The following is a 24,016-nucleotide window of genomic DNA, read 5'->3' as shown; positions in this document are numbered from 1 at the left end:
TAGGCCGCCTTGGAGACCGACCCGCGCCGTCGCGTCCTACGGGGATGCAGCGGCGTCAGATGATAAGGCGTCCATATCGGGTCGACCTGGAGGCGGATCAGGTAGTCGATCTTCTCCATCTTCTCCTTCAGGACGCGTTTCTCCGCCTGGATGCGCCGGTCCTCCGCCGCCAGAGCCTTAACGCCGACGATGGTCTCCGTGGGGATTTCGGCGCGTTCATACTGGCCCAGGGCGAGGCGGTAGTCGCGTTCGAGGGCGGTAAGGATTTCGTGGGGGCTCGACATGACGGTTCAATGCAGGCTGATTGCCTGCCGGACCGTTGGGAAACACGCTTAAGATGCGCTGAAATCCGCTACCAGATTCGCCATCTGACCGAATTTCGGGTAACGTCGAGTAACTCCATGGCGTCAGCGATTAAAGAGAGATCGGAAAGTGACGCCGCCCACTCCCGCCCCAACGCAGGAGGATTACGATGGCCCGCTTCTTACTGCGCTTGCATGATGGTCAGAAAACTACACCAGTGGTGGAGCCTCTCGATGCGGACGACGCAGAGCAGGCTAAAGTGCTCGCAGAAATTCGCCTCCTACTGACGAACGACTACACCCACGCTCATATCTATGAAGGTGATCGGCAGGTCGCCGAACTCAACCGCTTTCGGCAGGGGCCGAACCCTCAAGGTTAGACGCCCGAATGCGTTAGGTGTGTTTGCGCCATAAGAGCGGAATATTCCGGCAGTTCGTCCAGGAACAGCACGCCGTTGTGGGCCAGCGACGCCTCGCCCGGCTTGGCCCGGTGCCCGCCGCCGGTCAGGGCCGCCATGCTGGCGGAGTGGTGGGGCGACCGGAACGGCCGGTCCCGGGTCAGGCCGCCGCGCTCGATCAGCCCCGCCACGGACCAGACCATGGAGGTCTCTAGCAGCTCCTGCGGCGTCAGGGGCGGCAGCAGGCCCGGCAGGCGCTGGGCCATCATGGACTTGCCCGATCCGGGCGGGCCCACGAACAGCAGGTTGTGGCCCCCGGCGGCCGCCACCTCCAGCGCCCGCTTGGCGCTCTCCTGACCCTTGACCTCGCGCAGGTCCGGCCCGCCGGTCGCCGCCTTGACCGGCCCCGGCTCGGGCGCGCGCAGCACCTGCACGCCCTTGAAGTGGTTGATGACCCCGATCAGCGATCGCGGCGCCAGCACCGACACCTCGCCCGCCCACGCCGCCTCCGGGCCGTTGGCCTCGGGACAGATCAGGCCCAGCCCCATGGCGGCGGCGGCCACGGCGGCGGGCAGGGTCCCGCCCACCGGGGCGATGCGCCCGTCCAGCCCCAGCTCCCCCAGCGCCGCCCAGTCGGACAGCGCATCGGGTGCGATCACCCCCATGGAGGCCAGCAGCGCCAGGGCGATGGGCAGGTCGAAATGGCTGCCTTCCTTGGGCAGGTCGGCGGGCGCCAGATTGGCGATGATGCGCCGTGACGGCATGGCCAGGCCGATGCCCGCAAAGGCCCCGCGCACCCGCTCCCGGCTCTCGGCCACCGCCTTGTCAGGCAGGCCGACGATGTTGAAGAAGCCCTGATCCCCGGACAGCTGCTGGACCTGAACGTCCACCCGCCGGGCGTCCACCCCGTCGAACGCCACCGTCACCACGCTGGCCAGCATGCCCGAGCCCTCCGTTCCCGCATGAGAACGAAGCATGAACAGTCAGGTTTTGCAATAGCGGCGTTCGGTGATCAGCCGACCTTCGCCTCGATCACGTCCCACATCAGGGCGGCGGCGTTGATCCCGGTGAACTCTTTCAGCTGCACAGCGCCGGTGGGCGAGGTCACATTGATCTCGGTCAGATAGTCGCCGATCACGTCGATGCCCACGAAGATCAGGCCGCGCCGCTTCAGCTCGGGGGCCAGGGCCGCGCAGATCTCGCGGTCGCGGGCGGTCAGCTCCACCGCCTCGGCCCGGCCGCCGACCCGCAGGTTGGAGCGCACATGGCCCTTCAGCGGCACCCGGTTGATGGCGCCCACCGGCTCGCCGTCGATCAGGATGATGCGCTTGTCGCCGGCCTCGACCGCCGGGATGAATTTCTGGATCACCAGCTGGTCGCGGCTGATCCCGGCGTGGATCTCCACCAGCGCCTCCAGATTCGGATCGTCGGCCTTGAGCCGCACCACGCCCGAGCCCGCCGCCCCGTGCAGGGGCTTGAGCACCACGTCCCCGTGCCGCTGGTGGAACTCGGCCAGGGCCACCGGGTCCGACGAGATCAGGGTCGGCGGCTGCACCCCCTTGAAGCGCGTGGCGAACAGCTTCTCCGGCGCATTGCGCACCTCGGTCGGATCGTTGACCACCAGGGTCTGTGGATGGATCGTCTCCAGCAGATAGGTGGCGGTGACATAGGCCATGTCGAAGGGGGGGTCCTGACGCATCAGGATCACGTCGATGTCCTCGGCCAGGTCCAGCTTCAACCAGTCGCCGAAGGTCACGTGGTCCCCGACCTTCTGGCGCAGGGCTGCCGGCCGCGCGCGGCAGAACAGCCGCCCGTCCTCCAGCGCCAGGGTGGCCACGTCATAGACCCAAAGCCGGTGGCCGCGCTCCTGGGCGGTGATGGCCTGGAGGAAGGTGGTGTCGGCCTCGATGTTGACCGCCTCGATGGGGTCCATCTGGATGGCGACCTTGAGCATGGCGAAGTCCTTGAAGCGTGGCGTTGAGGGCTTGCAGATGGACGCCGCACGCCCCGGGCGCAAGGCGAACCCGCCTCTGGAGCGTCAGTTCAGGCGCAGGCGGATGCGGTCGTGGGCGCTGCGGGCGTGCATCTGGCCGTGGCCGTCCAGACCCCGCGCCCGGTCCAGCGCCGCCAGCGCCCCGGCCAGGGCGCCCTGTTTCTCCCGCGCCGTGGCCACGTCCAGCCAGGGGCGGTGATCCTCGGGGTCCAGCAGCACGCGGCGGACGGCCGAGCGCTCGGCGCCCTCGAAATCCTGACGCCTCAGGGCGCGCACATACAGCATGTTCTGCAGCCGGATCAGGGCCTGCCGGTCCGTCACCGGGGCCATCAGCAGGTCCAGCCGGTCCGCCACATGGGGGGTCAGCCCGGCCAGCAGCGCCCGGCGGGTCAGCTCGGACGGCATGACGATGCGGCCCTGGCTGAACGGGTCCAGCGCCACCGGCCCGTCCGGCGTCTCGACCCGCAGCAGGAAGTGGCCCGGGAAATCCACCCCCCGGCAAATCAGCCCCGCCTGCGCCGCCGCATGGATATAGAACACCGCCAGGGCCGCCGACAGGCCGCGCCGCCGCTCGGCCACGTCGATGATGTCGGTGTTGGCCGGGTCGTCGTAATGCAGCAGGTCGCCATTCAGCCGCAGGTCCGAGGCCATGGTCTCCACCAGGGCGTCGTCATGGGATTCGCGGGCCATGCGCTCGGCCAGCCGCTCGGCGGCGTTGGCGGCCAGGGTGCGCACCGGCGCCGTCTCCCGGTGCGGATAGTCGTGGATGGCGCAGGCGATGGCCGCCTCCAGCAGCGGGAAGGCGTCGTCCTCGGCCGTCCCGGCCTCGGTCAGAACCTGTTCCGCTTCCTCACGCGTCACTTCGACCTCACGATCGTCTCAGAGTGTCCTGCGACAGGCCCCGAACATGACGGGGAAAGCGGCCGGGCGCCAGCGCCACCATGTCCAGCCGCAATGACAGGGTCTTGAGCGAGGGCCGGTTTCTCGCAACCGCCCGCCCCGCCGCCAGCAGGCGTGCTTTCTGGGTTTCGCTCAGGGCGGTCAGGGCCTGATCCAGGGTGGCGCGGCGCTTGACCTCCACCACCGCCAGCACGCCGCCGCGCCGGGCCAGCAGGTCGATCTCGCCCGCCCGGCTCTTCAGGCGGAAGCCCAGCACCTGATAGCCCTTGGCCATCAGCCAGGCCGCCGCCAGCCATTCGGCTGCGTGCCCCGCCTTGTGCGCCCTGGCGCCCAGCCCGATCCGCCACGGCGCTTTCGCACGCACCGGAGCGGGGGGCGGCCGCATCAGGCCGGGTCCTTGCCCTGCAGCGCCAGGGCGCGGCGGTAGAGGGTCTTGCGCGGCAGATCCAGCGCCTTGGAGACTTCGGAGGCCGCATCGGCCGGACCGGCCCGTTTCAGGGCGTCCACCAGGGCGGCGTCGGCGTCGGCGTCGCTGGCCTGTTCGTCCTCGCCGGGGCCGATCACCACCACCAGTTCACCGCGCGGGCCGTCCAGCTGCGGCTTGGCGGCCAGCTGGACCAGATCGCCGCGCACGCACTCCTCGTACAGCTTGGTCAGCTCCCGGGCCACGGCGGCGGGGCGGGGCCCCAGCACGGCGGCCATGTCGGCGAGACTCCCCGCCAGACGCGGCCCGCTTTCAAAGAACACCAGGGTGGCGCGGATGGGCTTGAGCGCCTCCAGCGCCGTGCGCCGCTGGCCGCTCTTGGCGGGCAGGAAGCCGGCGAACAGCACCCGGTCGGCGGGCAGGCCCGCCACCGCCAGCGCCGCCAGCAGGCTGGAGGGGCCGGGCACCGGATGCACCGGCAGACCCGCCGCGATCATGGCCCGGGCCACCACGAAGCCGGGGTCCGACACCATGGGCGTGCCGGCGTCCGACACCAGCGCCACCACCTGACCCTCGCGCACCCGCTCCACCGCGCCCCCGGCGGCCCGTTCCGAGGCGTGGTCGTCGCATCGCTCCAGCCGGGCCTTGAGGCCATAGGCGGACAACAGCTTGCCGGTGACCCGGGTGTCCTCGGCCAGAATCAGGTCCGCGGCCTTCAGCACGTCCAGCGCCCGCAGGGTGATGTCGCGCAGGTTCCCGATGGGCGTGGAGACCAGATACAGGCCCGGCTGCACCGGCCGGGGCGGCGGCGCCATGGGCGGAAAGGGGGAGATCATCGAAGGATCCGTCATCCCCCGACCGTGCCAGCGCCCGCGACGCGGCTCAAGCGAAACAGCAGCGATCTCCCCCGCCCGTGACCCGTCGTCAGGCCAGCCAGAGCATCATGCGGGTGTCCACCTCGGCGTTGCGGGCGCGGCTGAACTGGCGGCGGGTTTCGCCGGTGTAGAGAAAGCCGGCCTTCTCCAGCACCCGGCCCGACGCGGCATTGTCGGTGAAGTGTCCGGCCACGACCGCCTTCTTGCTCCAGCGCGTTTTGGCCCAGGCCAGGGCGCCCTGCGCCGCCTCCGTGGCCAGACCCCGGCCCCAGAAGGGCTTGCCGATCCAGTAGCCCATCTCCGGCGCGCGGTCCTTGTCGTGGAACAGGCCCAGCACCCCGACGGGGCCGTGGTCCTCGTGTTCGATGACGAAGGTGTTGGCCCGGCGCGGGTCCTGCATGGCCACGTTCATGACGAAGGCCTCGGCGTCCTCGGTGCGGAACGGCGAGGGCATGCGGCAGGTCATGCGCGCGATCTCGGGATCGCCCGCCAGCTGGGCGATGCGGGAGATGTCGTGAGCGCCCGGCGCGCGCAGGGCCAGGCGCCGCGTCTCGATGACGGGGGAGGTTTCTATGACGCACATGGGCGAAGCCTCAACTCACGCCGGTCTCCTTGGAGGGCTCGGACCGGTCTCTCGAGGCGGGGAAACGAAAAAGGGAGCCTGGTCGATCCAGACTCCCCGCGGAATATTTCCCTGGTCCGGATCGCTGCTATTCTGGCCAGCGCGATCCGGGAGATTTCCTGGATTCGCGCTATTCGGCGGCCACGGCCTGTTCGGCCGGAAGCACGGAGACGTAACAACGTCCGCCCTGCTTGGTGGTGAATTTCACCGCACCCTGTACGAGGGCGAAAATGGTGTGGTCACGGCCCAGGCCGACGTTGTCGCCGGGGTGCCACTTGGTGCCGCGCTGGCGGATGATGATGTTGCCGGCCAGCACGCGCTCGCCGCCGAACTTCTTCACGCCGAGGCGTTTGGACTCGGAGTCGCGACCGTTACGCGACGAACCGCCGGATTTCTTGTGAGCCATGGGTCTGCTCCATCTTCCCTAGTGCGCTATCGCTCGGCTCGCGGAGCCTCGCTGCTTGAGCGCAGTGTAATCTAAACGTGGCGCGGTGGGCGCCGGACTATTCCTTGTCGGCCTTGGGCGCGGCCTTCTTGGCGGGCGCCTTCTTGGCCGGGGCCTTGGCCTCGGTCTTGGCTTCAGCCTTGGGGGCGGCGGCCTTCTTGGCCGGAGCCTTCTTGGCGGGCGCTTCGGCGGTCTCGGCCGGAGCGGCTTCAGCCTTGGCCTTGGGGGCCTTCTTCGGCTCGGCCTCGACGCGCGGGGCCAGGCCGCGGGCGCGAGCGTTCATTTCGGCCTTGGTCAGAACCTCGGCCTTGCCGTCCCACTTGGCCGACTGGCCGTCGCCTTCGATGCCGGTGATGCGCAGCACGCTTTCCATCTGGCGATGGCCGTTGGTGCGGCGATAGCCCTGACGGCGGATCTTCTTGAAGATCTTGATCTTCTCGCCCTTGCGGGTTTCGACCAGGGTGGCCGCCACGGAGGCGCCCTTGATGAGCGGCGCGCCCAGGGTCACGCCCTTGTCGCCGCCCAGCATCATGACTTCGCCGAAGCTGACGTCAGAGCCCGCGTCGCCGTCGAGCTTCTCGACCACGATCACGTCACCCGGTTGGACCCGGTATTGCTTGCCGCCGGTTTTGATCACCGCGTACATATTAAGCCTCGGCTGGAACGCAAAAAGATGTGCGCCCGCGAGGTGACCCTGCGGGCGAAGAGCGGCGACATATACGGACAGGCCGGTTTGAGTCAACGCGAAACGGGGGAATGGACCCCGATTTTCCCATCGGGCAAGGGTGTTCGCCGCCGGTTCGACCGGACTATGGCCTGACGGGGACAGGCCGGGCAAGCTGTCTCCGGCCAGTCCATCAAGGAGCGCTTCATGTCACGCCGTCTTTCCGCCCTCGCCGCGACCGCCGCCCTGGTCATGACCGCCCAGCCGGCGACGGCCGACCCGGTGGACGCCTACTGGGCGAATCTCACCGCCCTGTGCGGCAAGGCGTTCGGCGGAACCCTGGTCCAGGCGCCCGAGGGCGACACGGCCTTCGAGGGCCGGGCCCTGGTCATGCATGTGCGGGACTGCTCGCCGGAACGCATCCGCATTCCCTTCGTGGTGGGCGACGACCTGTCCCGCACCTGGGTGCTGACCCGCCATGAGGACGGCCGCATCGAACTGCGCCACGACCACCGTCACGCGGACGGCTCCGAGGAGGACGCCACCCAGTACGGGGGCTTCACGCCCAATCCGGGCAATGACCGCATCAAGATGTTCCCGGCGGATCAGGCCACCTGGGACCGCATGCCCAATTCCCACCCCAGCGTCTGGTTCATGGAGGTGCAGGACGACCGCTTCATCTATGCGGCCGTGCGCGTGGGCACGCCGCGCGCCTATCGGGTGGAGTTCGACCTGACCCGCGAGATCGCGGCGCCGCCCGCCCCGTGGGGCTGGACGGACTGAATCAGGCGCCCCGCCGCGCCAGAAGGTCACGCAGTTCGGCCATCTCGGCGCGCATGGCCTTGAGCTCGTCGGTCATGGCGCGGGCCTCGGCCGCGGATTCCGTGCGGGCCTGTTCGCGCTCGGCCGCGGCTTGGCGCAGGTGGGCCTCCACCTCCTCGTGATCGGCCTTGAGCAGATCGTCGTGCTCTTCCTGCATGGCCGAGACCACCACCCCGATGAACAGGTTCAGCATGGTGAAGGCGGTGGCCAGGATGAACGGCACGAAGAAGGCCCAGGCGTAGGGATAGACCTCCATCACCGGCCGCACGATGCCCATGGACCAGCTTTCCAGGGTCATGATCTGGAACAGGGAATAGGCCGAGGCCCCCAGGCTGCCGAACCATTGGGGGAAGCTCTCGCCGAACAGCATGGTGGCCATCACCGCCGACACATAGAAGACCAGCGCCAGCAGCATGACGATGGCGCCCATGCCGGGCAGGGCCGAGATCAGGGCCGAGACCACCCGCTTCAGCGACGGCGCGACGGTGATCAGGCGCAGCACCCGCAGCACGCGCAGGGCCCGCAGCACCGAGAACGCGCCGGTGGCCGGGACCAGGGCCACCCCCACCACCACGAAGTCGAACAGGCTCCACGGATCGCGGAAGAAGGCCAGCCGGTGCACCACCAGCCGCGCACCGATCTCGATCACGAACACGGTCAGCAGGATGCGGTCGGCCCACAGCAGCCAGTTCCCCCAGCCGGCCATGACCGCCGGGCTGGTCTCCAGCCCCAGGATGATGGCGTTCAGCACGATCAGGGCGGTGATGACCTGCTCGGTGCGGCGGGAGGCGAGAAGGGCGCGCAGGGATTGCAAGGGCGGCGTCCGTGGCTTGGCGGTTGGCGTGAAGCCCCATGTGGCCCGGCCCGCGGCGGAAATCCAGCGGCCCGCGCGCCCTGCGGCGAGACGGCCGATGGATCAGGGGTCGTGCGTTACAGAATAACGCGCTATGGGGCGCGGCCATGACCGACCCCGCCGCCGCCGAAAGCCTGCTGGCGCCCCTGATCTGGGGCGGGTTCGTCGCCGCCTTCCTGCACGCCGCCCTGCCGACCCACTGGCTGCCCTTCGTGCTGGTGGGGCGGGCCCAGGGATGGCGCGCGCGCATGACCCTGGGCGCCGCGGCCCTTGCCGGCATGGTGCATGTGATCTCCACGGCGATCGTCGGCGGGCTGATCGTGGCGGCCGGTCTGGCGCTGGAGGAGCGGCTGGCCGGGGTGCTGCCGTGGCTGGCGGCGGCCATGATGTTCGGCTTCGGGGCGTACTATCTGGTGCGGGCGTTGCGGACGCGGGCTTCGGCGGCGCGGGATGAGCCGGGCCGGGACAAGCCGGGGCGGGCGGTGTCGGACCGGGCCGCCTTCCTGGGCCTGATGGCCCTGCTGGCCCTGTCGCCGGGCGAGGTGCTGCTGCCGCTCTATCTGTCCGGCGCCCAGCACGGGCTGCACGGCCTGATCCTGCTGACCCTGGCCTTCGCGGCGGGCACCATCCTGGGCATGGTGCTCCTGACCGGGGCGGCCTTCATGGGCGCGTCCCTGCTGAGGCTGGAGCGTCTGGCGCGGTTCGAGGGCGCCATCCTCGGCGCCGCCCTGATCATTCTGGGCCTTCTCGTGGCCTTCGGTCCGCTCTAGGCGCCTGATCGGTTGAGGCGGAATCGCCTCGCGATTCCGCCGATGCCGTGAATCAGGCGCCAGATGAAAGCGAGAGCATGATTCACGCTTCAGCCGGAACCGCTGCGCGGTTCCGTCCGAAACGATCATGCTCTAAGCCTGACCGTCATGGCGCACGACCACCATCATCATCACGGGCATGGACACGGGCACGCCCATGGCCACGGCCATGATCATGGGCCGGTGAACACCGGCGACTGGCGCTATGTGGTCGCGCTGGGCCTGAACCTGGGCTTTGTGATCGTCGAGTTCTGGGCCGGCCTGGTCAGCGGCTCCACCGCCCTGATGGCCGACGCCGGGCACAATCTGTCGGACGTGCTGGCCCTGGCCCTGGCCGGGGGCGCGGCCTGGCTGGCGCGCAAGCGGGCGCGGGATTCCCTCACCTACGGCTATCGCAAGGGCACGGTGCTGGCCGCCCTGGCCAACGCCATCCTGCTGCTGCTCGCCTGCGGCTGGATCAGCTGGGAGGCGTTCCAGCGGCTGATGAACCCGGTGGAGGTGGCGTCCGGCTTCATCGTCGTGGTGGCGGGCATCGGCTTCTTCATCAACCTGGGCACCGCCCTGCTGTTCCTGAAGGACCAGCACAAGGACCTGAACGTGCGCGGGGCCTATCTGCACATGATGGCCGATGCGGCGGTGTCCCTGGGCGTGGTGGCGGCGGGGCTGGTGATCATGTTCAGCGGCTGGACCATCATCGACCCGATGATCAGCCTGGTGATCGTGGCGGTGATCCTGTGGGCCACCTGGGGGCTGCTGAAGGACTCGGTGACCCTGGCGATGGACGGGGCCCCGGCGGGCATGGATGTCAGCGCCGTGCGTCAGGCGCTGCTGGACCTGCCCGGCGTGGCGGCGGTGCACGATCTGCATGTGTGGGGCCTGTCCACCACCGACGCCGCCCTGACCGCCCATCTGGTGCGCAGCGCGGACGCGCCCCCCGACCTGCTGACCCGCGCCCAGAAGGCGGCGGCCGGTTTCGGCGTCGCCCACACCACCTTCCAGATCGAGGACGCGGCGCAGGCCGACTGCCCCGACTGCTGAAGCGGCGCTTGATCGCGGGCTCCGCAGGCGCCATCTGGCGCTCATGACCGACAAGACACCCGTGACCGTGCTGACCGGCTACCTCGGCGCCGGCAAGACCACCCTGCTCAACCGCATCCTGACCGAGGACCACGGCAAGCGTTACGCCGTGATCGTCAACGAGTTCGGCGAGATCGGCATCGACAACGATCTGGTGGTCGGCGCCGACGAGGACGTGTTCGAGATGAACAACGGCTGCGTCTGCTGCACCGTGCGCGGCGACCTGATCCGGGTGGTCTCGGGCCTGATGAAGCGCCAGCGTCCGGGGAAGCCCGCCTTCGACGCCATCATCGTCGAGACCACCGGCCTGGCCGATCCCGGCCCGGTGGCCCAGACCTTCTTCGTGGACGACGAGGTGCGCGAGAAGACCCGGCTGGACAGCGTCACGGCCCTGGCCGACGCCCTGCACATCATGGCGCGGCTGGATGACTCCCGCGAGGCGCGCGAGCAGATCGCCTTCGCCGACCGCATCATCCTGAACAAGACCGATCTGGTGGACGAGGCGCAGCTCGTGGCCATCGAGGCCCGCCTGCGCGCCCTGAACCCCATCGCCCCGGTGATGCGGGCCCAGCGGGCCGATGTGCCGCTGGATCAGGTGCTGGGGCTGGGCGGCTTCGATCTGGAGCGCATCACCGACATCCGCCCCGCCTTCGCCAACCCGGCCCACGGCGAGCCGGGCCATGTGCACGACGATCACTGCGGCCATGATCACGACCATGATCACGACCACCACCATCATGACCACGACCACGGGCACGGCCCGCGCGGCCACGACCACGGCGACGACATCCGCGGCGTCAGCCTGTCGCTGGACCGGCCCATCAACGGGGCGAAATTCACCCGCTGGCTTGACGAGCTGCTGGCCACAAAGGGCCAGGACATCCTGCGCGCCAAGGGCATCATCGAGGTGGCGGGCGAGGACCGGCGGCTGGTGTTCCAGGCCGTCCACATGATCCTCGAGGGCGACCTGCAGAAGCCCTGGGGCGAAAAGGAGCGGCGCTGGAGCCGCGCGGTCTTCATCGGCCGCGACCTCGACGAGGCGGCGCTCAGGGCCGGCTTCGAGGCCTGCGCCGCGTGAGCCAATTCTCCTTCGACGCCCAGCCCACCGCCGCCCTGTTCGACCATCAGGGCGCCGTCTTCGCCCTCGGCGACGGGGCGGTGCGGTTCGCCAGCGGCGAGCGCGTGGACGCCCACGACGGCCCGGTGCTGTCCGCCGCCATCCATCCCTCCGGCGAGGGCGTCGTCACCGGCGGCGACGACGGCAAGCTGGTGTGGAGCCGGCGCGAGGACGCGGGCCAGCTCGCCGCGGCAAAGGGCGCCTGGATCGACGCCGTGGCCACATCGCCCGCCTCTGGCCTGATCGCCTTTTCCGCCGGGCGCACGGTGACGGTTCTGGACGTCAAGGACCCGGCCTTCCGCCGCACCTTCGAGCATGAGCGCACCGTCTCGGGCCTGGCCTTCGATCCCAAGGGACGGCGGCTGGCGGCGGCCACCTACGGCGGCGCGGCCCTGTGGTTCGCGCGCATCGAAAAGCAGAAGCCGACCTTCCTCAAATGGGCCGGGTCGCACACCGGCGTCACCTTCTCCCCCGACGGCAATTTCGTCGTCACCACCATGCAGGACGCCCAGCTGCACGGCTGGCGGCTGAAGGACTCAAAGGACATGCGCATGGGCGGCTATCCGTCCAAGGTGCGGGCCATGGCCTTCCTCTCGAAGGGGGCGCTGCTGGCCACCTCGGGCGCCCAGGGAACCGTGCTGTGGCCGTTCGTCGGCGCCAACGGCCCCATGGGCAAGGAGGCCACCGAGATCGGCTACGACGCCGGATCCCAGGTGCTCCTGGTCGCCGCCGCCCTGGACCACGCCAAGCTGGCCGCGGGCCTGTCCGACGGCCGCGTCTGGGTCGCCGAACCCGCCGCCCAGGGCCTCAACTACATCCGCGCCGACCGCGGCGCCCCCATCGCCGCCCTCGCCATGAGCCCGGACGGAACCCGGGTGGCCTGGGCCGACGAGGACGGCGAGGCGGGGGTCTCGACGCTCTGAGGAACGGAGCGCGCGGGCGGAGGCGGACACCCCCGGACCGGACGTTCGGAAGGTCCGCACTGGGTGGGTAGCGGACGTTGTCCCGCCCTGACGTTTTGCTGTAAGTTAAAGGCGTCATGAGAGGGTCGGGATGCTGAACCGCCTAGAAGCCGTCCTCGGATACGTCGCCTATCAAGCTTGGGCAGTCGGACTGGGTGCGTTTTGGTTCTACATCCAGATCGCAAGGGCAGCTTCGTCCGTCCCCGACCCCGCAACTGGCATGACGGCTGGGATGAGCGATCACGGGGAGTGGTTCTTTGTCCATCCTTGGCAAAAAACGCTTTTCTGGGTCGCGCTCTTTGGTGGCGTTACGGCTTTCATGATTGCCGTCGCGACGATGCAAAACTACTTCGGAAAGGAGGCACTGAAGAAGCTGCGTCCAAAGACGCTGGCTTTAGCGGTCATCGTCGCAGTCACCGGCTGGACACTGGTTATTCGGGTTGTGTAGCTCCATCGTGCAATCGCCGCTCTCGTGTCCGCAATGGGTCGAACCCGGTCAAAGGCGCCGCGCCGTCTTCCAGACAGATGGCGCCCGATTGACGCCCCCCGGGGCGCATGCTCCGCTGCCGGGGAACCGCAAAGGTTCACGCAAAGGACCCGCCATGACCCTGATCCGCACGACCGTTCTGGCGGCCGTTCTCATCGCCGCCGCCGGCGCGGCCGAGGCCGCCCAGCAGTGCGGGGCGACCGTCCACACCCGCTTCGACGAGACCCGCGCCAATTTCGACAACAGCCTCGGCGCCTGCCGCCCCGACGGCTATTGCTCGGTCGTCCTGGCCCTGACGGATCCCTCGGGTCAGGCGGCCTACGCCCAGCAATTCCGCATCGCCCGCCCGACGCCTGGCGCCGCTTATGTCGTCGAACTGGTCGCGGTCACGCCGATGAACGCCGACGACGGTCAGCCCATGTCGATCGCCTTCGGCTCCCGCAGGATCGACCTGACCGGCAAGGCCCCGCTCCAGACCAACAACCTCAACCTGTTCGAGATCACCGACGCCGCGACCGTCTCCGCCATTGTTTCGGGCGCCCGCCGCGCCAACGTCATGCGCTGGACCTACCAGAGCGAGGTCGGCCCCGCCGAAGCCTGGTTCAGCCTTGGCGGCGTCACCCGCGCGCTGAGCTGGATCGACTGCATGGGCCGTCGCTAGCCGGATCGTCCGCAATCAGACCGGGCGCGTTCTCGCGCCGACTCTTGATGCACCGGCCCTGACGGTCCGTGACGGCGGCTTGGCCGGGTTGGGACGGCCCCCATCTTCCCTCACGGAACATCAGGGGAGACTCCACCATGGACATGGCCGACATCGCGACCTCGGCGACCGTCGTCATCCTGCTGGCCGCCGTCCTTGCGGCATGGCTCAGGGAGCGCAGACGGACCCGAACGCTTCTGGGCGTCCTGCACGCCGAGGCCCGCGGGCTCTGCGCCGAGGCCGCTGGCCTGGCCGAGGCCCTCGCGCGCCGTCAGGCGGACGGTGTACCGATCGACCAGCTTTTCCTCGACATGCACGCGCTCAGCGAGCCGCAGACCTGGCCGGGCCTTGTTTCGTCCTCGGGGCTGATGCCGCGCGACATCTTGGGGCGAGCGGTGGAGCTGCACGGCCATCTGGCGCTGGCGCGGGCGCGGCTCGCCGGCTTGCGCTCGGGCCCGCGGGACAGGGCCGGCGCCGGCCTCCTTGTGACGACCTTGCTGCATGCGGCCAACGGCGGGGAGGGCCTCCTCTGCGAAATTGAAGCCCGATTGGGCTGGCCGCACCGGGGGGAGCCTCACATGCCGTCGGCCACAGCCCTCGTCACCGCCATGGAGGACGATACGCCCGAGGTCTTTGACCGGGCCTACTGGAGCGACCCCGTTTGAAACCGTCTTCGGTGGACAATGCGCGAGCGGAAGCCTGACTGCGGTGCTACAGAGCCACGATAATCCCGCATTTTCCGGAGCCAATGCCGCAGCCCACAAGGGGTCGGCGCCTCCGGACCCTGTTTTTCATCCCGCTGCTCCCGGGCGCCTCACACTGGCGGGATGTCCATTCGATATCTGCCTGACAGCCCGCCCGTCTTCGACACAAGCAAGGCCCGCGCCCGCTGGGCCGCCGCCAAGGCCGACTATCTGGCCGGGGGCGGCGCGCCCGAGGTCTGCGAACGCCACGGCCTCAGCCTGCGCACCTTCCGCTGGCGCGCCAGCAAGGAGGGCTGGCGCCGCGCCGACCAGCCCGCCCCCTTCATCGCCCCGGAGCCCGAGCCCGCACCGCCGCAGCAGGACGAGCCCCTTGTCATCCCCGAGGCGACGGAGGCGCCATCAGCGCCCCCGCCCCTCACCACCTCGCAGATGGTCGACACATGCTGGTCCCACGTTCAGGCCGCCGTGGCCGCCGGGCAGCTGATCCAGGCCCGCGGCTGGCTGCGCCTCTACAAGGAGCTGAAGCCCTTCGCCCGCTTCGAGGAAATCGCCGCCCGCGAAGCCCGCATGGAGCAGGCGGCGGCGGACCTGCGCGCGGTGGAAGCGGCGGAAAACGCCCCCGCCGATGAGGAGAGCGTTGCACTCCCATTGCACTCTTTTTCAGCGTCAGAGTCTCACGAGCCACACCGCGCCGACGACGACCCCATCGACGACCCCGCCGCCGCCGCTGAAGCCGCCACGCCCATCTCCACAAGCGATCTCGTGCGCCTCGCCGCCCGCCTCGCAACCGTGGCCGAGCAGGTCGAACAGGCCGCTCACGACGAGGCCGTGAGACTCCCATTGCACTCTTTTTCGCGTCCGGAGTCTCACGACGCCCCGCCCGACGCCCTCGATCAGGCCATGCGCGCGCTCCAGTCCGAAATCCTCAGCCTCAAGGGCGCGGCGCCGCTTTCCGACGCCCTCCCGGGCGCCCCGTGAGACTCCCGTTGCACTGTTTTTGGCCCGGAGAGTCTCACCGTCGTCAGGCCCTTTTTAATCCGCTCACCCCAGCGAAGGCTGGGGTCCAGATCATAAGGTGGGGTGGATGGAAGCCTGGCGCGCTTCAATTCCTGACCGCCCCGCGCGCCATCTGGATCCCGGCCTTCGCCGGGATGAGCGGACGGGGTGGCTCACGCCGCCGCCCGCTCCGCGGTCGCCACCGACACCGCCTCAAGGGCCCGCGACAGGTCGGCGATCAGGTCGTCCTGATGCTCCAGCCCCACCGACAGGCGCAGCAGGCCCTCGGTGATGCCCGCGGTCTGGCGCGCCTCGGGGGTCATGGCCGCGTGGGTCATGGTGGCGGGATGGGCGATCAGGCTTTCGACGCCGCCCAGGGACTCGGCCAGGGTGAAGATCTCCAGCCCCTCGACCAGGGCGCGGACGGCGTCCACGTCGCCGTTCAGCTCGAACGCCAGCATGGCGCCGGGGCCGGTCTGCTGGCGCGCGGCCAGGGCGTGGCCGGGGTGGGATTTCAGGCCGGGCCAGTGCACCGCCTTCACCGCCGGATGGGCGTCCAGGAAGTGGGCCACGGCGCCGGCGGTGGCCTGCTGCCGCTCGATGCGGGCGAACAGGGTGCGCACCCCGCGCAGGGTCAGATAGGCGTCGAACGGCGAGCCCGTCACGCCGGTGCAGTTGGCCCACCAGCACAGGGCCTCGTGGTCCGCCGGGTCGGCCGCGATCACCGCCCCGCCGACCACGTCGGAGTGGCCGTTGATGTATTTGGTGGTGGAGTGGACCACGAAGTCGGCGCCCAGCTTGATGGGCTGTTGCAGGGCGGGCGACAGGAAGGTGTTGTCGGCCACCACCTTGGCCCCGGCGGCGTGGGCGCGGCGGCAGATGTCGGCCACGTCCACCACCCGCATCAGGGGGTTGGAGGGCGTCTCCACGAAGACCAGCTTGGGCTTCAGGGTCAGGGCCCGCTCCAGCGCCTCGGGGTCGCCCTGATCGACGAAGGCCACCTCGAAATGGCCCTTGCGGGCGCGGGCGCACAGCAGTCGGTGGGTGCCGCCGTAACAGTCGTGGGGCGCGATCAGCAGGTCGCCCGGCTCCAGCGAGCAGAAGGCCAGGTCCACCGCCGCCATGCCGGTGGAGACCACCACGGCGCCGGCGCCGCCTTCCAGCTCGGCCAGGGTCTCGGCCAGCACGTCGCGGGTCGGATTGCCCGAGCGGCTGTAGTCGTACTGCCGCTTCTGGTCGAACCCGGCGAAGGAGTAGTTGGACGACAGGTACAGCGGCGGCATGACCGAGCCGTGGGCCGAATCCTGGTCGACGCCGGTGCGCGCGGCGATGGTGCGGGGATCGGTGGGGCGGTGGGTCATTGGTCGATGTCTTTCAGGGCGGTGGTCAGCACGTCGGCGACGAAGGCGCCTTCCTTGAGGAAGGCGTCATGGCCGTAGAGGGAGGGGGCCTCCACGAGGCGGAACAGGTTGGGCAGGCGGGCGGCCAGTTCGCGCATGTCGTCGATGGGCACGAGCCGGTCGCTGGTGAAGCCGATCAGGGTGGCGGGCGTGGTGATGGCCTCGGGCGTGACGGCATGGCGGTCGATGGAGTCCGACAGGGTCAGCCAGCGCGAGGCGGTCATCACCGCCGGATAGGCCCGACCCCGCGCGCCCAGATAGTCGCACACCGGATAGCGGCCGCCCGCGCGCTCCGGGGCGACGGTGTCGAAGCGGGCGTCCAGCTCCTCGGGCGTGCGGTAGGTGGTCATGGACAGCTCGCGGGCCAGCGCCACCCCGTCCTCGGGACGCCCGGCCTCGATCGCCAGCTGCAGGATGCGGCGCTGGACCCCGCGCCAGGCGGTGGCCAAGGGATGGGGACGGTGGGCGGCGGAGATCACCACCAGCTGGCCCAGACGCTCGGGGAAGCCTTCGGCGAAGGCCAGGCCCACCATGCCGCCGTAGGAGCAGCCCACGAAGGCGGCGGCGCGCGGCGCCTCCAGATGGTCCAGCAGCAGGGCCAGCAGCCGGGCCTGATCGCCGGTGGTGACCGTCAGGGGCGTGGCGGGCGCGGTGGGGCCGTCCGGGGCGAAGTCGAAGGCCAGCACCTGGAAGCGGTCCAGATCGATGGGGCCGCCCGCCGTCACCGCGCCGGACCACCAGCCCGAGCCGTTGGTCTCGGTGCGGTGCACGAACCGGCCGCTGGAGATGCCGCCGGCCACGATCACCAGCGGCGCGTCGGGGCGGCCCTGCAGGCGGGCGCGGATCACCGGATCGGTCAGGGCTTCGCCGGACGCCAGTCGGAAATCGGCGGGAATGGGAACGATGATGTCGCGCGCAGGCAGGATCGGCGCAAAGGACTTGCGCGCGGGACGACACACGGGGTCGGTGTCGAGGAACGTCTTTTCGGCCAGGGCGGTGGTCATTTGTCGGTCGTCTCGCAATCGTCCCGCTCATCGAGACTGCTGCTGACAGACCGTGGAACCCCTATGGAACGGGGCTTCCACTCATCTCTCGCGAACCCGAAGGCTCTCGCAGGAGTTGGCACCTTTCGGGCGAAAGCCCGAGGTTGCCCCGGCGTCAAAGGGCCTATCCCTCGACCGGTCTTGATGAGCCCGGAAATCCTGCGGAAAGCTCACACGTTCGTCAAGTGAAATAATCATCCCTATTTATGAGGTGTGTCCCGATGTCATGGAATGTTCATTGCGTATAGCGATACAACGGCGCACTATTTCACCAAATCGGGGTTGACGTCCGGCGGCTCATCGGTCAGGTTCGCCGCCAACCGAAGCTCGAAAGACCCCTCACGGTGTCCCACGTCACGACCCTGTCGATCGCCTCCATGACCGTCTCCGGACGTCAGGGCGGCCCCGTGTCCGGCGGCCTCGGTACGACCATTATGGCCACCACCACCACCATGCCCATTCGGGCGGGGAACGGTTAGCGCGCATCCGGCAAAGGTTCGCACAACCCACCACCCGCCCCGGTCGCCCGAGGCGGGTTTTCGCATTTCCGAGGTCCACACCATGTCCGTCGCCGTCCTTCTCAAACCCGAAGACAAACTCAAACCCGCGCCCCGGCCCGCCCTCGCCGGGGGCCGCGAGGTGGTGGTGCTGAAGTTCGGCAGCTCGGTGCTGCACGGACCGCAGGACACCCCGGCGGCGGCGTCCGAGATCTACGGCCATGTGCGTCAGGGCCGCCGCGTGGTGGCGGTGGTCTCGGCCTTCGGCGGCGAGACGGATCGTCTGCTGGGCCACGCCCGCGAGCTGGGCCTGCCCCACGAGAACCTGCTGGCCCCCGCCTATGTGGTGCAGGGCGAGGAGCAGGCGGCGGCCCTGACCGCCCTGGCCTGCGACCGGGTGGGTCTGGACGCGGTCGCCCTGACGGTGCGCGAGCTTGGCCTCGTGGCCGAGGGCGAGCCGGAGCACGCCCATCCCCGCTCGCTGGACGACGCGCGCCTGCGCCAGGCGCTGGAGGACCATGAGGTGGTGGTGGTCCCCGGTTTCGGCGCGGTGACGGGCGAGGGCCGGGTGGTGCTGCTGGGACGGGGCGGCACGGACCTGACCGCCGCCTTCCTCGCCGCCGAGCTGGGGCTGAAGACGGTGAGGCTGGTCAAGGATGTGGACGGCCTCTACGACCGCGACCCCAACAACGCCGACGGCGCCCTGCGCTATGACCGGGCGAGCTGGGAGACGGCGCGCCGGCTGGGCGGCTCGCTGGTCCAGCGCGACGCCATCGACCTGGGCCAGGCCCGGGGGGTGGAGATCGAGGTGGCCGCCCTTGGCCGCGCCGCCGCCACCGTGGTGGGCGACGCCGAGGATGCGCCCCATCCGGCCAAACCCTATCAGCCCGTTCGCGTGGCTGTGGCCGGCGCAGGCGTGGTGGGCGGCGGCCTGCTCAAGCGGCTGCTGAACGATCCGCGCTTCGAGGTGGTCAGCGTGCTGGTGCGCGATCCGGCCAAGCCGCGTGACTTCGCCTGTCCCGCCGAACTCTTCACCGCCGCGCAGGACGACCTTCTGGCCAGCAAGCCCCACGTGGTGCTGGAGGCCATGTCCGAGGGGCAGGCCGGGCACGACCTGATCCGCGCGGCGCTGGACAAGGGTCTGGACGTGGTCAGCGCCAACAAGCAGGCCATCAGCATCGACCCGGCCGGCCTCAACGATCTGGCCTGGGGCACCGGCGCGCGCTTGGCCTATTCGGCGGCGGTGGGCGGCGGATCTCCCATGATCGAGACCCTGCGTCTGGCCCGCGCGGCCGGGCCCGTGGCCGGGTTCGAGGCGGTGCTGAACGGCACGGTCAACTTCATGCTGGAGCGGCTGGCCGAGGGCGACGCCTTCGACGACGCCCTGTCGGCGGCGCGCGCGGCGGGCTTTGCGGAAGAGGATCCCTCGTCGGATCTGGAAGGTCTGGATTCCGCGGCCAAGGTGCGGCTGCTGGCCTATGAGGCCTTCGGCGAGGCGCCGCAGGACCTGCCGCTGGAAGCCCTGTCACCGGACGCGCCGCTGGGCCGCCGGGGGGTGCGCCAGATCGGCGCCTGCCACGCCAGGGGCGGCAAGCTGGAAGCCCGGGTGGCGCTGGAGTCCGACCTGGACCCGGTGTTCCACGACCTGAAAGGCGAGCGCAACGCGCTCAAGGTCTACGGTCAGGACGGCCGGGTCTGGACCTGCAAGGGACGCGGCGCGGGACGCTGGGCCACCGCCGAAAGCGTGCTGGCGGACCTTTCCGACATCGTGCGAATTCGCCAAGGTCTCTGAATGGCCGTCTTCACCCCCGTCACGCCGGATCAGGCCCGCGCCTTCATCGCGGATTACGGGCTCGGCGCGCTGAGCGAGATCGCGCCCATCGCCGAAGGGGTGGAGAACACCAACTACCGCATCGAGACGGCGGGCGGACGCCATGTGCTGACCCTGTTCGAGCGGCGCACCGACGCGGCGGGCCTGCCGTTCTGCCTGGGCCTGACCGACCATCTGGCGGACGCGGGCTTCGCCGCGCCGAGGCCGGTGCGAGGCGCTTCCGGCGACTGGATCGGCCGGCTGAACGGACGGCCTGCGGCGGTGATCCAGTGGCTTCAGGGCGCCGGGCTGCACACGCCCACGGCGGTTCAGGCCACGGCGGGCGGGCGGCTGCTGGCGGACCTGCACCTGAAAGCGGCGGACTTCGCCGGGCGCCGCGCCAACCCCGTGGGCCCGGCCCAGTGGCGGCTGCTGGCCGAGAAATGCGATCACCGGGCGGCGGGCGACAGCCGACGGATGCTGGAGGCGCTGGTCGCCGAGCTGGACCGGCTGGAGCCGCTGCTGCCCGACGGCCTGCCGTCAGGGGCGATCCATGCGGACTATTTCCCCGACAATGTGCTGTACGAAGGCGACCGGCCCGGCGGGGTGATCGACTTCTATTTCGCCCATGTGGGCGCCTGGGTCTGGGATCTGGCCATCGCCCTGAACGCCTGGGGCTTTGACACCGAAGGACGCCCGGATGAGGCGGTGCTGTCTGCGTTCCTGCGCGGCTATGAGCAGGGGCGGCGGCTGGAGCGGGCGGAGGTCGAGGCCCTGCCGGTTCTGGGCGCGGCCTCGGCGGTGCGTTTCACCCTGACCCGGCTGCACGACCAGCTGTTCCACGATCCCGACTGGCTGGTGACGCCCAAGGATCCCGCGCCGTTCTTCGCGCGCATCGCCTTCCACCGCGCGGCGAGCCCGGCGGACTACGGACTGGCCCCGGCCTAGAGGGCCTTCACCGCATCCAGCGCCTGGTCCAGATCGGCATCGATGACGGTGAGGCGCTCCTTGCCGCCCGTGATGGCGGCCAGGGCGGGCGGGACCGGCGGCTCGAAGCCCAGCACCGGCGCGACGCTTTCGGGGAATTTGGCCGGATGGGCGGTGGACAGGGCGACCACCGGCCCGCCCTCGCGCGCCATGTCCCGCGCCGCCGCCAGGGCCACGGCGGTATGGGGGCAGATCACCCGGCCATAGGCCTTCCACGCATGGGCGATCTCGGCGCGGGTGCGATCCTCGTCGATGGACACGGCGGCTGCGTCGGCGCGCAGGGCGGCCAGCAGGTCGGGCGCCAGATCCACCGCGCCGTCGCGGGCGAAGGTCTCGAAAAATCCACGCGTGGCGTCAGCGTCGCGGCCTGTGGCCTCGAACAGCAAGCGCTCGAAATTGGAGGGCGCCTGCACGTCCATGCTGACGCTGGCGGTGGGATTGGCGGCGGTGCGCTCGTAACGGCCGTGGTTGAGGGCGCGGGCCAGGGCGTCGTTACGGTTGACTGCGGCGATCAGGGTCAGGGGAACCCCCATGGCGCGCGCGACCCAGCCGGCGAAGGCGTCGCCGAAATTGCCCGTGGGGACCACGAAGCGCGGCGTCACGTGCGGGGCGCCCAGGGCCGAGGCGGCGGCGACGTAATAGGGGACCTGACCCGCCAGCCGGCCCCAGTTGATGGAGTTGACCGAGCTGACCCGGCGGCCCTCGCGCAGGGTCTCGTCGGCCAGGATGGCCTTCACCAGCCGCTGGCAGTCGTCGAAGTCGCCGCGCACCGCCAAGTTCAGCACATTGGGTGCGTCCACGGTGGTCATCTGGCGACGCTGGACCGGCGAGACCCGGTCCAGCGGATGCAGCACGGCCAGATCCACGGACTCGGCTCCCGCGAAGGCGCGCACGGCGGCGGCGCCGGTGTCCCCGCTGGTGGCCGTCAGCAGAAGCAATCTCTGGCCCGTGCCTTCCAGAGCGGCGTCCGTCATGACCGCCATCATCTGCATGGCCAGGTCCTTGAAGGCGGCGGTGGGGCCGTGGAACAGCTCCAGCACCCACAGGTTCGGCTCCAACTGGACCAGCGGCGTGATCGCGGCGTGATGGAAGGTCCCGGTCAGGCGGTCGGCGGCGGCGCGCACCGCCGCAGGGGGCAGGGACTCGCCCGCGAACAGCCCAAGAATGTCGGCGGCCAGATCAACATAGGGACGGGCGGCGGCGGCGCGGAGGTCGCCCGCGCTCAGGGTCGGCCAGCGCGCGGGCATGTAGAGCCCGCCGTCGGGCGCCATGCCGCGCAGCAGCGCATCGCGGAAGGTGGTCGGGGCGGCCCCGCCCCGGGTGCTCACATAGTTCATCATCGACCCCATCCGTCGGCCGGACATGGAAGGCCGACGAAGCGATAAGCCTAGAAAATTCATGCGCTGAAGGCCACCTTCAATCCCTTCTCAGGGTGGAAAATTGCCATGCCGGCGAAAGCGATCGGGCATGCTTGCGGCGGGAAACCGGCCCGCTCATAGTGGCTCGCTGTTACAATATATCCTTGGGGAATCCGCATGCGCCGTCTCGCCGTCTTCACCGCCCTGGCCAGCCTTGTGGTGGCCGTGCCCGCCGCCCAGGCCGAGCGGCCCATCGCCTTCGCCGCCCAGCCCGCCGACCAGGGCGCGCTGGTGCTGTTGCTGGGCGCCGAGGGTGATCTTGCGCAGCGCGGCGCCGCCCTGGGAGACGCGGAGCGTGCAGCCGTAGCCCGGGCGCTGACGTCGGCGTCCTTCGGCTATGGCGTCCGCGACAGCCTGACCCTGCGGGGCATCGGCGACTGGAGCCAGATCGTGGTGGTCGGCGCGCCGGGCGACATCAGCGAAGCGGACCAGTTCACCCTGGGCGCGACCCTCGCCCGCGCCCTGTCGGGCGAGACCGGCGCGGTGTCGATCATGGCCGAGGGTCTTGATCCGGCCGTGACGGCGCGGGTGGCCACCGGCGCGGGCGTGTCGGCCTATCGCTTCGCCGGCTATGGCCGCCGCGCGGAACGCGCCGAGCCCTCGGCCCTGACCTTCATCGCTCCCGCGGCCCAGACCCTCTTCGACGCGCAGGGCATGGGCGTGATCAACGGCATGGCTCTGGCGCGGGACCTGTCCAACGAGCCGCCCAACGTCATCTACCCCGAGACCTTCGTGGAGCGGACGCGCGAAGCCTTCGCCGGGATTCGCGGCGTTCAGATCGAGGTGCTGGACGAGCGCCAGATGGAAGAGCTGGGCATGGGCGCCATCATTTCGGTCGGGCAGGGATCGGCGCGGCCGCCGCGCATGATGATCGTGCGCTATCGCGGCGCCGGGTCTGCAGACCAGCCCATCGTGCTGGCCGGCAAGGGCATCACCTTCGACTCGGGTGGGCTGAACATCAAGACCGGCGGCGGCATGGGCGCCATGAAGATGGACATGTCCGGCGCCGCCAGCGTCATGGGTGCGACCCTGGCGCTCGCCCAGCAGGGCGCGCCGGTGCATGTGGTGGCCATCGCCGCCCTGGCCGAGAACATGCCCGGGCCCAACGCCACACGGCCCAGCGATGTGGTCACGGCCATGAACGGGCTGTCCATCGAGATCGGCTCCACCGACGCGGAGGGCCGCATGGTCCTGGCGGACGCCCTGTCCTACGCCGAAGCGCGGCTGGACCCGGCCGCCATCGTGGATGTGGCCACCCTGACGGGGTCGGTCGGCGGCGCCCTGGGCAGCGACTATGCGGGCCTGTTCAGCCGTCACGACGCCCTGGCCGATCAACTGATCGCGGCGGGGCGCTCGGCCGACGAGCCCCTGTGGCGCCTGCCGCTGCACCCGACCTATCAGGGGCGTCTGTCCTCCAATGTGGCAGACCTTCGCAACACCGGGTCGGGCGGACCCGGCGCGGGAACGGGCGCCCATTTCGTCGGCGCCTTCGTTGATCCCGAGACGCCCTGGGCGCATCTGGACATCGCGGGCGTGGCCTGGGACGGCTCCGGCGCCTCGGTGGGCTATTCGGTGCGTCTGCTGGAGACGTTTGTACGCAACTGGACGCCGGTGCCGCACGGCGTCGGCGAGGGCGGGCGCTAGACCGAAATCGGTCCAGCATATTGCGAGAGCCTGATTCACGGCATCGGCGGAATCGCGAAGCGATTCC

The 24,016-nt window shown here is 70.0% G+C and carries 25 protein-coding genes, 1 pseudogene and 1 riboswitch; of the genes and pseudogenes, 14 read left to right on the top strand and 12 right to left on the bottom strand.

From position 1 onward, the window contains the following. The first annotated feature begins 472 nt into the window (after window positions 1-472). Window positions 473-682 (top strand): hypothetical protein, encoded by a 210-nt coding sequence (locus IWC96_RS08535; RefSeq protein WP_196838723.1) that lies wholly within the window; start codon window positions 473-475, stop codon window positions 680-682. A gap of 41 nt (window positions 683-723) precedes the next feature. Here the strand turns inward: IWC96_RS08535 and IWC96_RS08530 are convergent. The 8 genes and pseudogenes from IWC96_RS08530 to rplU all read right to left on the bottom strand — a co-directional run. After that, a pseudogene (locus IWC96_RS08530) lies at window positions 724-1,641 on the bottom strand (YifB family Mg chelatase-like AAA ATPase); the annotation flags it as partial. Window positions 1,642-1,712: 71 nt separating this feature from the next. Then, a complete protein-coding gene (gene gshB / locus IWC96_RS08525; RefSeq protein ID WP_045318617.1) occupies window positions 1,713-2,654 on the bottom strand; it encodes a glutathione synthase in 942 nt (313 codons plus the stop codon). Between the two features lie 84 nt (window positions 2,655-2,738). Beyond that, the gene (locus IWC96_RS08520) at window positions 2,739-3,554 is read right to left on the bottom strand and encodes a SirB1 family protein (protein WP_021696084.1); all 816 of its coding nucleotides are present in this window, start codon (window positions 3,552-3,554) and stop codon (window positions 2,739-2,741) included. A gap of 7 nt (window positions 3,555-3,561) precedes the next feature. Continuing rightward, window positions 3,562-3,978, bottom strand: a complete 417-nt coding sequence (locus IWC96_RS08515) for a YraN family protein (protein ID WP_081703366.1) — start codon at window positions 3,976-3,978, stop codon at window positions 3,562-3,564. Continuing rightward, window positions 3,978-4,853, bottom strand: a complete 876-nt coding sequence (gene rsmI / locus IWC96_RS08510) for a 16S rRNA (cytidine(1402)-2'-O)-methyltransferase (protein ID WP_021696082.1) — start codon at window positions 4,851-4,853, stop codon at window positions 3,978-3,980. Before rsmI ends, IWC96_RS08515 begins: the two co-directional genes overlap by 1 nt. 88 nt (window positions 4,854-4,941) lie before the next feature. Beyond that, on the bottom strand, window positions 4,942-5,475 hold the full coding sequence (locus tag IWC96_RS08505) for a GNAT family N-acetyltransferase (RefSeq protein WP_021696081.1): 534 nt from the start codon (window positions 5,473-5,475) through the stop codon (window positions 4,942-4,944). Between the two features lie 169 nt (window positions 5,476-5,644). Beyond that, the gene (rpmA, locus tag IWC96_RS08500; RefSeq protein WP_021696080.1) at window positions 5,645-5,920 is read right to left on the bottom strand and encodes a 50S ribosomal protein L27; all 276 of its coding nucleotides are present in this window, start codon (window positions 5,918-5,920) and stop codon (window positions 5,645-5,647) included. A gap of 97 nt (window positions 5,921-6,017) precedes the next feature. Beyond that, window positions 6,018-6,605, bottom strand: a complete 588-nt coding sequence (gene rplU, locus IWC96_RS08495; RefSeq protein ID WP_021696079.1) for a 50S ribosomal protein L21 — start codon at window positions 6,603-6,605, stop codon at window positions 6,018-6,020. Window positions 6,606-6,830: 225 nt separating this feature from the next. Here rplU and IWC96_RS08490 point away from each other — a divergent pair, with 225 nt between their 5' ends. Further along, window positions 6,831-7,406 carry a hypothetical protein gene (locus IWC96_RS08490; RefSeq protein ID WP_021696078.1) on the top strand — a complete coding sequence of 192 codons (576 nt, stop codon included), beginning with the start codon at window positions 6,831-6,833 and terminating at the stop codon, window positions 7,404-7,406. Between the two features lies 1 nt (window position 7,407). On the opposite strand, the gene IWC96_RS08485 is transcribed toward IWC96_RS08490, so the two are convergent. Next, window positions 7,408-8,259, bottom strand: coding sequence for an ion transporter (locus IWC96_RS08485; RefSeq protein WP_021696077.1), 852 nt, complete (start codon window positions 8,257-8,259; stop codon window positions 7,408-7,410). A gap of 146 nt (window positions 8,260-8,405) precedes the next feature. Here IWC96_RS08485 and IWC96_RS08480 point away from each other — a divergent pair, with 146 nt between their 5' ends. The 8 genes from IWC96_RS08480 (at window position 8,406) to IWC96_RS08445 (ending at window position 15,132) form a co-directional block, all read left to right on the top strand. Next, entirely contained in the window at window positions 8,406-9,068 is a 663-nt protein-coding gene (locus IWC96_RS08480; protein WP_021696076.1) for a hypothetical protein, read from the top strand. Window positions 9,069-9,215: 147 nt separating this feature from the next. After that, on the top strand, window positions 9,216-10,145 hold the full coding sequence (locus IWC96_RS08475; protein ID WP_021696075.1) for a cation diffusion facilitator family transporter: 930 nt from the start codon (window positions 9,216-9,218) through the stop codon (window positions 10,143-10,145). Between the two features lie 43 nt (window positions 10,146-10,188). Further along, window positions 10,189-11,262 carry a GTP-binding protein gene (locus IWC96_RS08470; protein WP_021696074.1) on the top strand — a complete coding sequence of 358 codons (1,074 nt, stop codon included), beginning with the start codon at window positions 10,189-10,191 and terminating at the stop codon, window positions 11,260-11,262. Beyond that, window positions 11,259-12,224, top strand: coding sequence for a WD40 repeat domain-containing protein (locus IWC96_RS08465; RefSeq protein ID WP_021696073.1), 966 nt, complete (start codon window positions 11,259-11,261; stop codon window positions 12,222-12,224). The genes IWC96_RS08470 and IWC96_RS08465 overlap by 4 nt, the downstream gene beginning before the upstream one ends. 130 nt (window positions 12,225-12,354) lie before the next feature. Then, a complete protein-coding gene (locus IWC96_RS08460; RefSeq protein WP_045318616.1) occupies window positions 12,355-12,711 on the top strand; it encodes a hypothetical protein in 357 nt (118 codons plus the stop codon). 154 nt (window positions 12,712-12,865) lie between these two features. Then, window positions 12,866-13,411, top strand: coding sequence for a hypothetical protein (locus IWC96_RS08455; RefSeq protein WP_196838722.1), 546 nt, complete (start codon window positions 12,866-12,868; stop codon window positions 13,409-13,411). Between the two features lie 137 nt (window positions 13,412-13,548). Continuing rightward, complete coding sequence (locus tag IWC96_RS08450; protein WP_021696071.1) at window positions 13,549-14,115, top strand: hypothetical protein; 567 nt, start codon at window positions 13,549-13,551, stop codon at window positions 14,113-14,115. A gap of 162 nt (window positions 14,116-14,277) precedes the next feature. Then, complete coding sequence (locus IWC96_RS08445) at window positions 14,278-15,132, top strand: hypothetical protein (RefSeq protein WP_196838721.1); 855 nt, start codon at window positions 14,278-14,280, stop codon at window positions 15,130-15,132. 191 nt (window positions 15,133-15,323) lie between these two features. On the opposite strand, the gene metB is transcribed toward IWC96_RS08445, so the two are convergent. Both metB and IWC96_RS08435 read right to left on the bottom strand, forming a co-directional pair. Then, the gene (gene metB / locus IWC96_RS08440; protein ID WP_021698647.1) at window positions 15,324-16,511 is read right to left on the bottom strand and encodes a cystathionine gamma-synthase; all 1,188 of its coding nucleotides are present in this window, start codon (window positions 16,509-16,511) and stop codon (window positions 15,324-15,326) included. Further along, complete coding sequence (locus IWC96_RS08435; protein WP_196838720.1) at window positions 16,508-17,554, bottom strand: homoserine O-succinyltransferase; 1,047 nt, start codon at window positions 17,552-17,554, stop codon at window positions 16,508-16,510. Before IWC96_RS08435 ends, metB begins: the two co-directional genes overlap by 4 nt. A 78-nt stretch (window positions 17,555-17,632) precedes the next feature. After that, a riboswitch (SAM riboswitch) is annotated at window positions 17,633-17,744 on the bottom strand. 193 nt (window positions 17,745-17,937) lie between these two features. Between IWC96_RS08435 and IWC96_RS16090 the strand changes: the two genes are divergently transcribed. The 3 genes from IWC96_RS16090 to thrB all read left to right on the top strand — a co-directional run bounded on the left by IWC96_RS16090 (window position 17,938) and on the right by thrB (window position 20,848). Further along, on the top strand, window positions 17,938-18,072 hold the full coding sequence (locus IWC96_RS16090) for a hypothetical protein (RefSeq protein WP_021698645.1): 135 nt from the start codon (window positions 17,938-17,940) through the stop codon (window positions 18,070-18,072). Between the two features lie 82 nt (window positions 18,073-18,154). After that, complete coding sequence (locus tag IWC96_RS08430; protein ID WP_021698643.1) at window positions 18,155-19,882, top strand: homoserine dehydrogenase; 1,728 nt, start codon at window positions 18,155-18,157, stop codon at window positions 19,880-19,882. After that, window positions 19,883-20,848, top strand: coding sequence for a homoserine kinase (thrB, locus tag IWC96_RS08425; protein WP_196838719.1), 966 nt, complete (start codon window positions 19,883-19,885; stop codon window positions 20,846-20,848). It abuts the gene before it with no gap. Here the strand turns inward: thrB and thrC are convergent. Then, a complete protein-coding gene (gene thrC, locus IWC96_RS08420) occupies window positions 20,845-22,227 on the bottom strand; it encodes a threonine synthase (RefSeq protein WP_306302042.1) in 1,383 nt (460 codons plus the stop codon). The genes thrB and thrC overlap by 4 nt on opposite strands. Before the next feature lie 195 nt (window positions 22,228-22,422). On the opposite strand from thrC, the gene IWC96_RS08415 reads away from it, so the two are divergent. Further along, window positions 22,423-23,949, top strand: coding sequence for a M17 family metallopeptidase (locus IWC96_RS08415; protein WP_021698640.1), 1,527 nt, complete (start codon window positions 22,423-22,425; stop codon window positions 23,947-23,949). The last annotated feature ends 67 nt before the right edge of the window (window positions 23,950-24,016 follow it).

It is taken from the genome of Brevundimonas sp. BAL450 (assembly GCF_015767455.1).
Taxonomy (GTDB): domain Bacteria; phylum Pseudomonadota; class Alphaproteobacteria; order Caulobacterales; family Caulobacteraceae; genus Brevundimonas; species Brevundimonas abyssalis.
This window is presented reverse-complemented; position numbering and strand designations above follow the sequence as displayed.

What these genes read in the sequence shown, in the direction of transcription:
- IWC96_RS08535 (WP_196838723.1), top strand. Translation starts at nt 473, where the DNA reads ATGGCCCGCTTCTTACTGCGCTTGCATGATGGTCAGAAAACTACACCA.
- gshB (WP_045318617.1), bottom strand. Translation starts at nt 2,654, where the DNA reads ATGCTCAAGGTCGCCATCCAGATGGACCCCATCGAGGCGGTCAACATC.
- IWC96_RS08515 (WP_081703366.1), bottom strand. Translation starts at nt 3,978, where the DNA reads ATGCGGCCGCCCCCCGCTCCGGTGCGTGCGAAAGCGCCGTGGCGGATC.
- rsmI (WP_021696082.1), bottom strand. Translation starts at nt 4,853, where the DNA reads ATGATCTCCCCCTTTCCGCCCATGGCGCCGCCGCCCCGGCCGGTGCAG.
- IWC96_RS08505 (WP_021696081.1), bottom strand. Translation starts at nt 5,475, where the DNA reads ATGTGCGTCATAGAAACCTCCCCCGTCATCGAGACGCGGCGCCTGGCC.
- rpmA (WP_021696080.1), bottom strand. Translation starts at nt 5,920, where the DNA reads ATGGCTCACAAGAAATCCGGCGGTTCGTCGCGTAACGGTCGCGACTCC.
- rplU (WP_021696079.1), bottom strand. Translation starts at nt 6,605, where the DNA reads ATGTACGCGGTGATCAAAACCGGCGGCAAGCAATACCGGGTCCAACCG.
- IWC96_RS08490 (WP_021696078.1), top strand. Translation starts at nt 6,831, where the DNA reads ATGTCACGCCGTCTTTCCGCCCTCGCCGCGACCGCCGCCCTGGTCATG.
- IWC96_RS08480 (WP_021696076.1), top strand. Translation starts at nt 8,406, where the DNA reads ATGACCGACCCCGCCGCCGCCGAAAGCCTGCTGGCGCCCCTGATCTGG.
- IWC96_RS08475 (WP_021696075.1), top strand. Translation starts at nt 9,216, where the DNA reads ATGGCGCACGACCACCATCATCATCACGGGCATGGACACGGGCACGCC.
- IWC96_RS08470 (WP_021696074.1), top strand. Translation starts at nt 10,189, where the DNA reads ATGACCGACAAGACACCCGTGACCGTGCTGACCGGCTACCTCGGCGCC.
- IWC96_RS08460 (WP_045318616.1), top strand. Translation starts at nt 12,355, where the DNA reads ATGCTGAACCGCCTAGAAGCCGTCCTCGGATACGTCGCCTATCAAGCT.
- IWC96_RS08455 (WP_196838722.1), top strand. Translation starts at nt 12,866, where the DNA reads ATGACCCTGATCCGCACGACCGTTCTGGCGGCCGTTCTCATCGCCGCC.
- IWC96_RS08450 (WP_021696071.1), top strand. Translation starts at nt 13,549, where the DNA reads ATGGACATGGCCGACATCGCGACCTCGGCGACCGTCGTCATCCTGCTG.
- IWC96_RS08445 (WP_196838721.1), top strand. Translation starts at nt 14,278, where the DNA reads ATGTCCATTCGATATCTGCCTGACAGCCCGCCCGTCTTCGACACAAGC.
- metB (WP_021698647.1), bottom strand. Translation starts at nt 16,511, where the DNA reads ATGACCCACCGCCCCACCGATCCCCGCACCATCGCCGCGCGCACCGGC.
- IWC96_RS08435 (WP_196838720.1), bottom strand. Translation starts at nt 17,554, where the DNA reads ATGACCACCGCCCTGGCCGAAAAGACGTTCCTCGACACCGACCCCGTG.
- IWC96_RS08430 (WP_021698643.1), top strand. Translation starts at nt 18,155, where the DNA reads ATGTCCGTCGCCGTCCTTCTCAAACCCGAAGACAAACTCAAACCCGCG.
- thrB (WP_196838719.1), top strand. Translation starts at nt 19,883, where the DNA reads ATGGCCGTCTTCACCCCCGTCACGCCGGATCAGGCCCGCGCCTTCATC.
- thrC (WP_306302042.1), bottom strand. Translation starts at nt 22,227, where the DNA reads ATGATGAACTATGTGAGCACCCGGGGCGGGGCCGCCCCGACCACCTTC.
- IWC96_RS08415 (WP_021698640.1), top strand. Translation starts at nt 22,423, where the DNA reads ATGCGCCGTCTCGCCGTCTTCACCGCCCTGGCCAGCCTTGTGGTGGCC.